This window comes from Acidaminococcus sp. (genome assembly GCA_022482815.1).
Taxonomy (GTDB): domain Bacteria; phylum Bacillota; class Negativicutes; order Acidaminococcales; family Acidaminococcaceae; genus Acidaminococcus.
Map to the genome: position 1 here is coordinate 1,742,923 of JAKVOM010000001.1, position 13,214 is coordinate 1,756,136.

The 13,214-nt window shown below is 42.9% G+C and carries 15 protein-coding genes; all 15 read left to right on the forward strand.

Going from position 1 to position 13,214, the window contains the following annotated elements; genetic code table 11:
* The first annotated feature begins 54 nt into the window (after positions 1-54).
* The 15 genes from LKE33_07635 (at position 55) to ggt (ending at position 13,142) form a co-directional block, all read left to right on the forward strand.
* Complete coding sequence (locus LKE33_07635; protein MCH3950785.1) at positions 55-273, forward strand: DUF2922 domain-containing protein; 219 nt, start codon at positions 55-57, stop codon at positions 271-273.
* A gap of 2 nt (positions 274-275) precedes the next feature.
* On the forward strand, positions 276-428 hold the full coding sequence (locus tag LKE33_07640) for a YvrJ family protein (GenBank protein ID MCH3950786.1): 153 nt from the start codon (positions 276-278) through the stop codon (positions 426-428).
* A 453-nt stretch (positions 429-881) separates the two neighbouring features.
* Complete coding sequence (locus LKE33_07645) at positions 882-1,718, forward strand: DNA adenine methylase (protein MCH3950787.1); 837 nt, start codon at positions 882-884, stop codon at positions 1,716-1,718.
* A gap of 10 nt (positions 1,719-1,728) precedes the next feature.
* A complete protein-coding gene (locus LKE33_07650; GenBank protein ID MCH3950788.1) occupies positions 1,729-2,529 on the forward strand; it encodes a site-specific DNA-methyltransferase in 801 nt (266 codons plus the stop codon).
* Positions 2,513-3,439, forward strand: a complete 927-nt coding sequence (locus tag LKE33_07655) for a type II restriction endonuclease (protein ID MCH3950789.1) — start codon at positions 2,513-2,515, stop codon at positions 3,437-3,439. The genes LKE33_07650 and LKE33_07655 overlap by 17 nt, the downstream gene beginning before the upstream one ends.
* 82 nt (positions 3,440-3,521) lie before the next feature.
* Positions 3,522-3,659, forward strand: a complete 138-nt coding sequence (locus LKE33_07660) for a hypothetical protein (GenBank protein MCH3950790.1) — start codon at positions 3,522-3,524, stop codon at positions 3,657-3,659.
* Positions 3,660-3,767: 108 nt separating this feature from the next.
* A complete protein-coding gene (locus LKE33_07665; GenBank protein ID MCH3950791.1) occupies positions 3,768-5,012 on the forward strand; it encodes an IS256 family transposase in 1,245 nt (414 codons plus the stop codon).
* A 96-nt stretch (positions 5,013-5,108) separates the two neighbouring features.
* Positions 5,109-6,269, forward strand: a complete 1,161-nt coding sequence (locus LKE33_07670; protein ID MCH3950792.1) for a hypothetical protein — start codon at positions 5,109-5,111, stop codon at positions 6,267-6,269.
* Between the two features lie 227 nt (positions 6,270-6,496).
* Positions 6,497-7,261, forward strand: a complete 765-nt coding sequence (locus LKE33_07675) for a hypothetical protein (GenBank protein MCH3950793.1) — start codon at positions 6,497-6,499, stop codon at positions 7,259-7,261.
* Between the two features lie 136 nt (positions 7,262-7,397).
* A complete protein-coding gene (locus LKE33_07680; protein MCH3950794.1) occupies positions 7,398-7,898 on the forward strand; it encodes a hypothetical protein in 501 nt (166 codons plus the stop codon).
* A 100-nt stretch (positions 7,899-7,998) separates the two neighbouring features.
* Positions 7,999-8,499, forward strand: coding sequence for a hypothetical protein (locus LKE33_07685; protein MCH3950795.1), 501 nt, complete (start codon positions 7,999-8,001; stop codon positions 8,497-8,499).
* 87 nt (positions 8,500-8,586) lie between these two features.
* Complete coding sequence (locus tag LKE33_07690) at positions 8,587-8,826, forward strand: DUF1653 domain-containing protein (protein ID MCH3950796.1); 240 nt, start codon at positions 8,587-8,589, stop codon at positions 8,824-8,826.
* A 156-nt stretch (positions 8,827-8,982) separates the two neighbouring features.
* The gene (locus LKE33_07695) at positions 8,983-9,678 is read left to right on the forward strand and encodes a GntR family transcriptional regulator (GenBank protein MCH3950797.1); all 696 of its coding nucleotides are present in this window, start codon (positions 8,983-8,985) and stop codon (positions 9,676-9,678) included.
* A 372-nt stretch (positions 9,679-10,050) separates the two neighbouring features.
* Entirely contained in the window at positions 10,051-11,424 is a 1,374-nt protein-coding gene (locus tag LKE33_07700; protein ID MCH3950798.1) for a sodium:solute symporter family protein, read from the forward strand.
* Entirely contained in the window at positions 11,421-13,142 is a 1,722-nt protein-coding gene (ggt, locus tag LKE33_07705; GenBank protein ID MCH3950799.1) for a gamma-glutamyltransferase, read from the forward strand. Before LKE33_07700 ends, ggt begins: the two co-directional genes overlap by 4 nt.
* Positions 13,143-13,214 lie beyond the last annotated feature (72 nt).

The following is a 13,214-nucleotide window of genomic DNA, read 5'->3' on the forward strand; positions in this document are numbered from 1 at the left end:
GCATGATTCCGGCAGCCAGCCCATGATTTTGTAACTTGATAAGGAGGATAACTTATGAGCAACACTCTCGAACTGACTTTCAAACTGACGAACAACAAAACGAAGAGCATCAGCATCACCAACCCGATCATGAACCCGACCCGCGATAAGGTTGAACCGGTCATGAAGAAGCTCCTGGCCCTCAACCTCTACGGCGGCGATGGTGTCGATATGGCATCCATCAAAGGCGCAAAGGTACGCCAGACTGAAGTAGTCTTCGACGCGGAAGACTAATCATGGATAACTTTTCCGTCTTGCTCGGCCAGGCGGCCCAGTACGGTTTTCCTATGGTGATCAGCTGGTATTTGCTGGTGCGTATGGAAGACAAACTGGAACAACTTACGCTGAGTATTGACTCGTTAAAAGATATTCTTATGCATAGGGCATAACTAAAAACCGCTGCAAGTGATTTTTCGCTTGCAGCGGTTTTTGTGTTAAATTATGGCACCTGTTAAGGCAGGTACTCTGTATCGGAGCACACCACGCCTTCTTGTGCGCGAGATATATTGAGCGCATAAGAAGGGGAACCGCAGTGACCGTCAATTGACTTGGCAATTGCGGTCACGTTTGCGGTGGAAAATCAGTTTGATAACAGGAAACCGAACATGATCGCACCACTGCGATTATCGCCTGCTCAAACATCAACGTACCTGTAACGGCCCGCAATATCTGCATAAAAGCAACTGATTTCTTTATTCTGACCGAATATTTACACATATAAAGCATAAATTAACATATACTGCTCTATGCAGGTATGTTATAATTTAACAAGAAAAATCCCCCTTATTGGATTGTCCATACCAGGGGGAATTCTTTTAATTAAAGTTTGAGGAGATTCATATATGTTTGCGAAAACGCATCCGTTTATAAAATGGGCTGGTGGGAAAAGACAATTATTGGATCGTCTGATTCCACTGATACCTAAAGAATATAACAGATATTTTGAGCCGTTTATAGGCGGAGGTGCGCTTTTACTGGCTGTTCAACCAGAAAAGGCAATTATCAATGATACAAACGAACAGCTTATTAATATTTATCGGCATCTCCAAAAGGATGTTGATAAAATTATTTCCTTGATTGAAGAATTTGATTCTGTTTCTTGTGATAAAGAGCGATATTTAGCAATGCGCTCCAGATATAATGAGAAAATTAAAAATCATGAACTCGATTATGAATGTGCCGCATTGATGATTTGGATTAATAAACATTGCTTTAATGGGTTGTACAGGGTCAACTCAAAAGGTCTTTTTAACGTGCCCTATAATAACAAGACGAGTGGAGCATCGATTGAACCAGACAATTTGCGGACAATAGGTAACTATTTCAAAAATTGCAACGTAGAGATCCGCCAGGGCGACTTTGAAAAAGCTTGTTCGGACGTCCAGGCAGATGATTTTGTATATTTTGATTCTCCTTATGTACCTGTGAGTGAGACTGCTTATTTTACTAGTTATACAAAAGATGGTTTTTCGCTTGATGATCATAAAAGACTCGCAGCACTTTTTAGAAAACTGGATGCCAAAGGGACAAAAATTATGTTAAGCAATCATAATGTCCCATTAGTTCATGAACTTTATGAAGGATATCATATTCACGTAGTAGATGTTAGACGAGCTATTAATCGAGATGCAGCAAAACGAACCGGAGAAGAAGTCATAGTAACAAATTACGAAATTTAAGAGGTAAATCATGAACGAATATTTTAAAACTCAAATTACTCCTTATTACACCAGTGAAAATTCTGTATTGCTTCTTGATGATACCTTTCATGCTTTGCAAAATATTCAAGATGAATCTGTTGATATGATTTTTGCAGACCCTCCATATTTTTTAAGTAATGATGGAATTACTTGTCAGGGAGGAAAGCAAGTTTCTGTAAATAAGGGAGAATGGGATAGAGCTGGAACTTTTGAAGAAAAACATGAATTTAACAGACAATGGATTCGCTTGTGCAAAAGAATTCTAAAGCGAGACGGAAGCATTTGGATTAGCGGCACATTGCATAATATTTATAGTATTGGTGTGGCGTTAGAACAGGAAGGATTTAAAATCATTAATAATATTACCTGGCAGAAAACCAATCCTCCTCCTAATTTAGGTTGCAGGTGTTTTACACACAGTACGGAAACAATTTTATGGGCTCAAAAAAATGATAAAAAGGCTCACCATATTTTTAATTACCTGGAAATGAAAGAGGAGAATGGTGGAAAGCAGATGAAAGATGTTTGGACAGGACCTTTAACTCCTCAAAATGAAAAGAAGTTGGGAAAGCATCCAACACAGAAACCTCTCTATCTTTTGAACCGTATAATTCGCGCATGCTGTCAGAAAGGAAATGTTGTCTTGGATCCTTTTTGCGGTAGTTCTACAACAGGTGTAGCTGCAATACAGAACCAGTGCAAATATATCGGTATAGATAGTAATGAGGAATATCTAGAATTATCTAAAAGACGTCTCCAAGAGGTGGAACAGTATGAGAGACTTTTCTAAATGGTTGGGAACCATGAGAAAAAGCATTAATCAGTATGACTACTATGTTGATTTTGATAAAGTATATGGAAATGTAGAAAAAATAAAAGTTGAACTGAACATGCTCAATTCTCTTATAGGTTCTAGGAATATTGAGGATGATCTTCGGCAGATTATATCTAAATACCCGGATGTAATTCATTGTATTCCTATCTTGCTGGCTGTCAGGGAATCTGAAATTTATGCTCAGGATGAAGACGGGGCCTATACTTATAATTTTAAAAAATTAAATTGTACTGTAGATGAGTATATTACCTTTATGAGAAAGACTGGACTTTTGGATTTAATATCTAATCATCTGATCGCTAATCTCTATGACTATGCCATGGGTGTTGAAACTGGCTTAGATAGTAACGGACGCAAAAACAGAGGCGGCCATCAGATGGAAAATCTAGTAGAACATTTTATCGAAAAGTCAGGAGCAGAGTATTATAAGGAAATGTACCTGACAGAAATTGAGGATAAGTGGGATGTAGATTTGTCAGCTATTTCTGCAGAGGGAACGTCAACAAAGCGATGGGATTTTGTCGTAAAAACTTTGCAAACTATCTTTGTGATTGAAACTAATTTTTACACAGGCGGCGGGTCAAAACTAAATGAAACGGCAAGAAGTTATAAAATGCTTGCAGAAGAAGCTAGTACTGTGCCTCATTTGAAATTCGTATGGGTAACCGATGGTGGCGGATGGGTTTCAGCAAGAAGAAATTTAAAAGAAACGTTTGACACGATGGATACTCTCTACAATATCAAAGATTTGGAAGATGGAGCATTTGACAGATTGTTTAAAGAGAGAAATAATCTGAAGCTTGATTACGGGAGAGTAACTAGAGAGATGGGGAAGGCTGCTGAACACCATATTGGGGAGAAGTGATCTCCGTACTTTGTCCTTAAAATTTAAATAACTCATAGCGAGTTTTGCTATGAGTTATCTTTTTGAGAATAGGATGTGACTTATGAAAAGCAAAAAAACTGCTAACGAAGATGCATGGGAAAAATTATTTGAAGAATATAACATTATTGAAAAAATAAATAAAGATGGAATCTTTCAAATTAGTGCAGACCAAATAAAAGAGCACGGGAGTGTAAAATGAAGTGTGTAAGTTACCGGTAACCAATTTACTAACTTACGCACTTCATTTTTTTGTCGAGGTGCGGTACACTATCAGAAAGCAGGTTGAAAGGAATTGAGTACAGCACTGATGAAGAAACGTAGAAACCCGAGTGAGAAAGGCCAGGCAATCGCCAAGCTCATCATGGAACAATACCAGCCGAAGACGCAGGAAGACATGCAGATAGCGCTGAAGGACGTGTTCGGTCCTATCTTCGAAGCTATGCTGCAGGGCGAGATAGATAACCATCTCGGGTATAGCTCCAATGATCATAGCAAGAAGGAAACCTCCAACCGTCGGAATGGCTATACGGAGAAAACCATCCAGACTTCGGTCGGCGAGGTCCCCATCCGCGTCCCACGGGACCGCGAATCTACCTTCGAGCCCCAGGTAGTCCCCAAACGCACCAAGGATGTCACAGGGATCGAGAGCAAGGTACTGGCCATGTATGCACGCGGCATGAGCCAGCGGGATATTGCCAAGACGATTGATGACATCTATGGATTCGAGCTGTCCGCAGAGAGCATCTCGAACATCACAGACCGAGTGATGGACGAAGTCCAGCATTGGCAGACACGTCCTCTGAACCCCTTCTACCCCTTCTTGTTCGTAGACTGCCTGTACGTCTCTGTACGCAAGGATTATGAGACCAAGAACCACGCTGTCTACGTCATCCTCGGCTATGACATCAATGGCTCGAAGGATGTCCTGGGCCTTTGGATGAACGAGACGGAGGGCAAACATAACTGGATGCAGATATTCGATGAGCTGAAGGCCCGTGGCGTTGAAGATGTCGGATTCATCTGCATGGATGGTGTCTCCGGTTTGGAAGAGGGAGCAAAGTCCATCTTCCCCCAGGTGGTCGTGCAGCGCTGCATCGTCCATCTGATCCGCAACTCCATCAAGTACATCCCATCCAAGGATTACAAGGCCTACACGACCCAGCTCAGGAAGGTCTATGGAGCCGTGAACCTGAAGAGTGCTGAGACCGAATTCGAGCGGTTCAAGCAGGCCTGGAGCCAGTACCCCGGTGCAGTAGAAACATGGAAGCGGAACTGGCAGCATGTCCAGCAACTATTCAACTATGGCAGTGCCGTAAGGAAGGTGATGTATACCACCAATGCGATAGAGAGCGTGAATTCCAGCTTCCGAAAAGTCACCAAGAAGGGCTCGTTCTCCAGCGAGGAATCTGTCTTCAAGGTTCTCTATCTCAGGGTAAAGGAACTCTATGCCAAGTGGGAAGGGCATCATATCCAGAACTGGGCGATGGTCAGAAACCAGTTGGCTATGGATGATAAGCTGCAAGCTCGTATCCTGAAATACGAGAAATTTTAAAGCCAGCAATCACTGGTAACGCATCTTCTTTTATGATACCTAAAAAAACTTACACACTTAACTTGACAAACCCAAGAGCACCGTGAACCGAGACTAATGGCTAAGTTTGATCATTCAATTAATCTTCCTGAAATTTTTCACCAAAATCATTTATCCATATTACCTATTACTCGAGGCTACTATGTAATTGCACCTATTAATACGTATGCAAAATTTGAGACTACGCATCGAAATATTACCCATTTGTCCTTACCTGACTCTATTGAAAGTCTTAGTGCAACTAATATTCCTACGGAAACAATCGCTATAAATTGTGCTTACGCCTCAGGAATATTATCTGATTTTTTAGAAGAGCCCAATTTAATGCCTACCGTGAGTGGACGGATGGGTTCCGAGAATTTTAGCTTTTTTATTAATGATACTCGTAAAGATGGAAAGTTTAAAATTGAGGTTGATAGCTCTCAAATAGAAATTGATGCGGCATATGAAGGAGGTCGGAGTTTAAATCTCATTGAAGCAAAACGTGATATTGCCGATGATTTTTTAGTTCGTCAGCTTTATTATCCTTATCGTACTTGGAATGGGAGAATATCTAAAACAGTTCGTCCTATCTATCTTGTGTACTCAAACGGGATATTTATGCTTTATGAATACGTATTTAAGAACCCTGATTTTTATAATTCCTTAGAATTAGTGAAACAGAAAAATTACTCGATAGAGGATACTGCAATTGGGATTAATGAAATCGAAGAGATTGTACATAACAAGCGGGTTCAAAAAGAGCCGGAGATTCCATTTCCACAAGCAGATAGTTTTGAGCGAGTAATTAACCTTTGCGAATTGTTGGATGGAAATAATAGTTGCCTTACTAGGGAAGAAGTAACGGAAAATTATGCTTTCGATGTCCGGCAAACAAACTATTATACCGATGCCGGACGGTATTTAGGATTGATTGATAAGAGCAAAAATGATTCGGGAGATCCTTGCTACTTTTTGACCACAGAGGGACATCGAATTATGAGACTCCCATTCAGAGAACGTCAACTGGCTTTCTGTAGTAAAATTTTAAAGCATCGCATTTTTAAGGACATTTTTAAAATTTACCTCAGTCAAGGGTCTTTACCAGATCGAAATGCAATAATAAAGAAAATGGCGAAAGCAAAGTTGTATAACGTTGGAAGTATTAGCACTATGGCTCGCCGTGCGTCTACAATTAGAGGATGGTTGAATTGGATTGTTGAGCTTACTCAAATGTAGTTTTTACTCGCTTTTTTCGGCTTGAGAAAGTATACGAAAGTAAAAAATCAGATCTCCTTGTGAGGGTCTGATTTTTTTGTCCTACGTTTAGGAGACGGCGGTAACAAGGAGTTATCGTCTATAAGCGAACTATCCTTTCGACGTATTTACCGATTTATTTTCTTGACATCTCATTCCGATCCTTGCTACGATCCATATTGAGTTTACATCCGAAAGGTGGGAATACTATGAGTTGGGAAGACGACCTGCAGCGGTATGATCTGGAAGGATATCCGCAGGAGATGGAGGCGGAGGTCAAGCTGAAGGCGATGCTGCTTCGGGAAGCGGGGATTCCGACTTTTTCGGAGTTTGCGGAAGGGTACACCGATGAATTTGGCCTGGGACCGGACCTGCGCACGCGTTACCGTGAGATGTACGGGCAGCAGATCCAGGCGATTTGCCACGAGGCGACGCGCCGTATCGATGCGGACCGGACGCTTGCCATGATTTCGATTGCGGAAGATCAGGCGTATAACATCTATGATAAATGGATGGCGGTGGAGTTTGGCGCGGCGGAAAGCTACAATGCCTATGCCGAGCATGCCCATTTGCCGCTCGTGATCATAGACCACGGTGACTATCTGTATCTAAACGAGTATTTATCTTTTGATGAGCTCGTGGTGGCGCTGCGGGTGCATGTGGACATGAAGGAATTCATGGAGTTTGTAGTGTATCATGAGTATCCGCAGACGAAGGAACTGATTGCCTACGTGGAAGGGGACAATGCCCATCCACGGCAGAAACCGTATAAGCATCCGGAAAAGGACATCCCGCGGCAGGGTGAGTTCTGGCTGCTTGGAAACCAGACCTTGGTCAAGATCGAGGCCTGCCCGGTGGAGCTTGCCGGGGACGGGAGTCTTTGCGTCGTCTATATGGACTTTGATAACAATAAGCTCATTGCGGAACGGCTGGATACGTTTCTTGCCACGTCCCATCGGATATATGAGAGCTGAAGTTGTGAGTTTTGAGTTGTGAGGCTGAGGTGACGTCACCTCACTATTTATGGTATTTTCGGCCGGTTGCTGCCCTCCTGCGAGGATGGTATGATGTTAGAAAAGGCATCTGCATCTTCAAAGGAGGGTTTATTTTATGTGGAAACGTACCTTATCCCTTGTTCTTGCCCTTGTTTTGTCTCTGACGGCCCTGTGCTTTGCTAGCAGGATCTTTCTTCCCGATGACGAAGCTGCCATCGGCGGGGTGCCGCTGGGAGCCGGCATGAGCTATGTCCGCAGCATTTATGGCGCCCCGGACGGCCGCACCTATGGCTACGATTCATTTCATCAGAAAGTGACCATTTATAGCTACGGGAAATCTTTCTTCCTGTATGCCTACGAGGGCAATGGCCAAAGCTCCGTCGGTGAACTTCTTTCGACGGCCGATAACGGGCTCAAGACCCCGATGGGCGTCACGGTGGGCATGACGGAGGACGAAGTTTTCCGTATTTACGGACAAAAAGAGCCGGAGAACACTTCTTATAGGACAAAGGAATATGTGTATACGACGGAATTAGGCCTTCACATTGAACTCACTATGCGGGAGAGGAAAGGTGTTTACCGCGTTTCCCGCATCCATATGAGATATGCAGGCTGAGTGCAGCGCACCCGTACTGCGTTTCCGGCTATTTCCCGCCGCCTTTGAAGGTGGTATGATGTAAAGAGAGGCACCTGCATCTTAAAAGGAGGGATTGCTTATGTGGAAACGTATGTTATCTCTGGTATTTGCCTTTGTGATGTCACTGTCGGCCTTGTGCTTTGCTGAACAGATTCCGCTCGGCACTGACGAAGCTGCTATCGGCGGGGTGCCGCTGGGGGCCAGTATGGGATATGTGCGCAGTATTTACGGCGTCCCGACCGGGCGCACCAATGGCACTGACACCTTCCGCAACAACGTAACCATCTACAACTACGGCGACAGTTTCTACCTGTATGTATATGAAGATGGCGACCGGAGTTACGTCAACGAACTCCTTACGACGGCGAATAACGGCCTTAAGACCCCGAAGGGCGTCACGGTAGGAATGTCGGAAGCCGAAGTCTTTAAAATCTATGGACAAATCAAGCCGAGCAGAGTCTCGTATAAAACGAGGGAATATGTGTACCTGACGGATAAAGGCATGCATATCGAGCTCACCACGAAAGAGAGCAAGAAAGTGTATTACGTCTCCCAGATCCATATGAGATTTGAAGGCTGAGAGAGCAGGTAAGTTGTGAGTTTTGAGTCGTGAGTTGTGGGGCCGGCCGCTGCATGCTGCCCGATTACAAAGAAAGGAATCTTTTCCATGAATCGTCCATTACCCAAAGCCGGAGAAATCTGGCTGCATTTTAAAAATAAACGGTATAAAATTGTAGCCTGTCCGGTCATCCATACAGAGACCAGGGAACTCTACTGCGTGTACGAAGCCCTGTACGGCGACGGCGGCATCTACTGCCGGCCCCTCGACATGTTCATGTCAGAAGTGGACCACGTGAAATATCCTGACGTGAAGCAGAAGTTTAGGTTTGAGAAAATTGATAAATAAACACAGGTTTGACCAAAACTGGTAAACCAGACTGGGTTGAAGTAATCGCTGTTTTCATTTATCATAAGAAACAAGTAGTGATTCGGAATTGACTATCAAATGGTTTTGAGAGATAAAAGATACTGAATTAGTTTGTGTATTGGGGGTACGGTGGCTGTGGTAGATAAAGATGAGGAATGTAAGGATTCCAAACAGAATAAATCCAAGAGTACTTTCAAGGAACAAGCATACGAAAAAATGAAGAATGCAATCTTGTTCAACCATTTTCGAATCGGGGCTATTTATTCGCAGGAGAGTATTTGCAAGGATTTGAATATCAGCCTTACTCCCCTCAGAGAAGCCATGTTGGAACTTCAGAATGAGGGTTATGTTTCCTATTGTCGTGGCAAAGGTGTCCTGATCAAACCAGTTAGTCGGGAAGAAGCAAGAAATATATTGCAAGCCAGGTTATGGATTGAAAAATTAACAGCCGGAGTAGCTGCTCAGAAAGCCACAGCACAAGACATAGAGGAAATGAGAAAACGGATTGATGAGCTGCAGGAAAAACTGGAAACAAGAGATGCCCAGAATTTGTATCGGATTGATCATGGGTTTCATAAAGCAATAGCCTACAGTACTCACAATCCTTATATTTACCGATTCTGTTGTTCGTTGTTAGACCATTATCTGCGCTTTGAGGTAAAGTCTGTCTACAGTAATTCAATTGATGCTAGACATGTATTTGAGGAGCACTTTAATATTTTTAAATGTATTGAAGCTCATAAGGCGACAAAAGCAGAGGAAATGATGGTAAAGCATTTAAATAATTCTTTCGAGCGTACTTTGTCGATGTATTGGGGTGAGCACCAATAAGGGTGCATCAGAATTTAACAATTTGCTATTCCCGTATGAGATTATAAAGGAGCTGTCACATTCGTTGACAGCTCCTTTTGTAATATATGAAATAGAAATTTGTATCAATAGTAATATATTACTTAATTGCATTATTAATTAAAAACAATATTTTTATTTTTAATTGACAATTCTTATATCCTACTATATCCTTAATATAGAACGAATAATTCAATAAACTTTTCCATTATCTCCGTACTTTAATTTAAACTTAAATTATTACGTTCGGGAAAAATAATAAACGAACGTAATGAGAAATATATTATATACTTTTAGCCCTCATATCGAAATGGGAACAAAAGTATATCCGGATAGCTCTGAGGAGGGTTTGTTATGCTGGTAGCAACATGGATTATTACGTTCTGCTTGATTATCGGTATTGGTGTGTATGCCGGTACCAAAATTAAGTCATCGAACCAATGGTCCGGCGGCGATAAAACGCTGGGGGCTTGGTCTCTTGGGTGCGTTTTTGCTGCTTGGCAGATTGGTGGTATGGCTATCGTAGGGGCAGCCCAAAATGGGTATAATTTGGGAATTGCCGGTTCGTGGTATTCTATCGCTGGTTCGTTTTATTTTATTTTTCTTGCCATCTTTGCCAAGATTATCCGTGAAAACATGCCTGGTCAGTCTGTTCCTGAATATTTGCAGGCTAAATATGATACAAAGACAACACGTCTATATTCCTATGCTTGGATTATATACGGGTTCCTTTATATTCCTATTCAGTTAAAAACGGTTTCCAGTATTATTCAAATTGTTTTACCGGGACTTAATTTGAGTCTTGCCATGCTGATCGGCGTTACGATTGCTGTCGTTTATACAAGCTTTTCCGGCATGCGCGGCGCCTCTGCCGTTGGACGTGTTGTTTGTATCGGTATTTATGTACTCTTAATTGGCTTTGTGGCAATCAATCTTCCTAAAATGGGTGGTTATGGTGGTCTTCTCCAAAAGTTACCTCCGCAGTATAGCAATGTCTTCAATATGCCGACCCATAGAATCATTGCCTGGATTTTTGGCGGATGCATTAGTACCGCTGTAATGCAGTCCGTATTACAGCCGTTACTTTCTGCAAAAGATCCGGATGCGGCTCGTAAAGGTTCTATCCTGGGGTACGTACTGGCTGCCCCGATTTGTATATTGACAGCTCTTTGCGGTATGATGTCCAAGGCTTCCGGCGCCAACCTGGGCAACGGGACTACGGCTTTCGCATACGCAATCAGAACATATTCCAATCCTTTGTTTGCGGGTATCGTTTTCGCATTTGCAACTATGATCATTGCTGCTACGATGGCAACGATGATGCTGGCAACTGGTACGATTATTACCAACGTATATAAAACTCAGATTAATCCCAATGCTTCTGACGAAAAGATTCTTAAGATTTCTAAGATTATTACGTTTGTGTTTGCTTACCTTACGCTGATTCCTGCGAATATTATTCCGAGCAACTCGTTGACTAACTTGTTCCTGACGCTTCAGCACGTAGCGGCAGCTCCTGTAAGCTTCTCCATTTTGGCAGGACTGATGTGGAAGAAAACCACGAAACAGGGCGCCTTTTGGAGCATGCTGTGTGGTATGATTGTTGGTGTCTGCTGGATGCTGTTTGGTTTGACGGATATGTTGGAAGCAGTTTATCCGGTCATCATCGTTACTTACTCTATAGGTATCATTGTTTCTGAGATGACATACAAGAAGGTGGAAGCATGACGGGGGAGAAAAAGAAAATCTATATGTGGCCTTCCTGTTGGGGAAAACCGGTTGCACACGGCCCGGAAGGCGCAATCAGCAGCAATAATGTGTATGCTACGCGTGCGGGTCTGTCTATCTTGGCCTCTGGAGGCAATGCCTTTGATGCAGCTGTAGCTGTTTCTATGGTTCTTTCTGTGGTAGAGCCTCACCATTCTGGAATTGGCGGTGGATGTTTTGGCTTGCTCTACGATGCAAAGAAAAATAAAGTGATAGCTATCGATGGTCGTGGTATTGCTCCTAAAAAGGCAACAAGAGACTTGTTCATTAAGGACGGGGAAGTCCAGGACGAATGGAAGGATTTAGGAGGGCAGTCTGTAGCCCTTCCGGGTCTTTTAAAGACAATGGATGAAGTATTAAAAAAATATGGAACGATGAGTCTGGAGCAGGTGATGGCACCAGCTATCAAGTGTGCTCGTGAAGGTTTTGGTACGAGCTATACTGGGGCTTTGACAATGTACGATGATTCCGTGGAACGCAAACGCAGACTTTCCGCTCCGTTTCGTAAATTGTATTTGAAACCAGACGGCTCCTTCTACAAGTTCGGAGAAGTTCAGAAGAATCCGGAGATGGCCGATTTATTGGAACAAATTGCAGCTCAAGGTGTTGATTACTTTTATAAGGGAAAAGTCGCTAAGAAGATAGTCGATGTCATCAACGAACGAGGTGGTTGCTTTACTATCGAGGATATGGAAGACTATGCCCCCAAATACCGGGACACGGTGAAAACAACTTACCATGGGAATGAAGTCGTTTCTTTCGGTCCGCCTAGTGGTGGCTGTGCTGTGGTTGAGATGTTGAACATCATCGAAAATGCAGATGTTCGTAAGACAGGACATAATTCCGCAGCAACGATCCATAAGCTGGCTGAGGCGATGAAACTGGGATTCGCAGATAGGAGTGTAGCCTTGGCCGATCCTGATTTCGTGCAGATTGATACGGAAAGATTAGCTAGTAAGAAATTTGCTGCAGAACGTTATTCTCTCATCGGAGAAGAAGCAAAAGAGTTTGCATCTGCGGAAGGAATTGAAGCCAAGGAATATCCTGGCAACACTTCTCACTTTGCCATTATGGACAAATATGGTAACGCCTATTCTCAGACGCAAACAGTCAGAGATTGGTTCGGCAGCGGGATTGTTGTAGAAGGATATGGTTTTGTGCTCAACAATGCAATGTCGGATTTCTCGGCGGCAGTAGGTGCTTTGACCAGCCAAGGTCTGACTTATGGCAATGCCAATGCAATTGAAGGTGGTAAAACGCCGCTTTCCAGCATGGCACCCACGATGGTATTTAAAGATGGGAAACCTTTCTTATCCATTGGTGCGGCAGGTGGGCCTAGAATCATAACAGGCATTGTGCAGGGTATCATTAACGCCGTTGATTTTGGTATGACGCCTGAAACCTTGGTAAATATGCCTTATATTAATTGCTTGACGAAGGGGCAAGGCTTGGAGGTTGAATGCGGTATTTCGATAGATACACTGAATTTACTGAAGGCGAAAGGGCATAAAATTGTTCAAGTACCTATTGATCAAGCAATGAGCACGATGCTAAATAGTGTTATGTATAAAGATGGCGAGTACTACGCAGCCGGTACGAAGCGAGTTGATGGTTGCGGCGGCGCCTTGGTAAACGGAAATCATATCGTTCTTGAAGGTGTAAGCCAGGAAAATCTTTGATTAGAGTTCTGGCGCATGTAAAAAAGCTCTCTCAGGTATTTAATCTGAGGGAGCTTTTAAATTTTCTGTTGT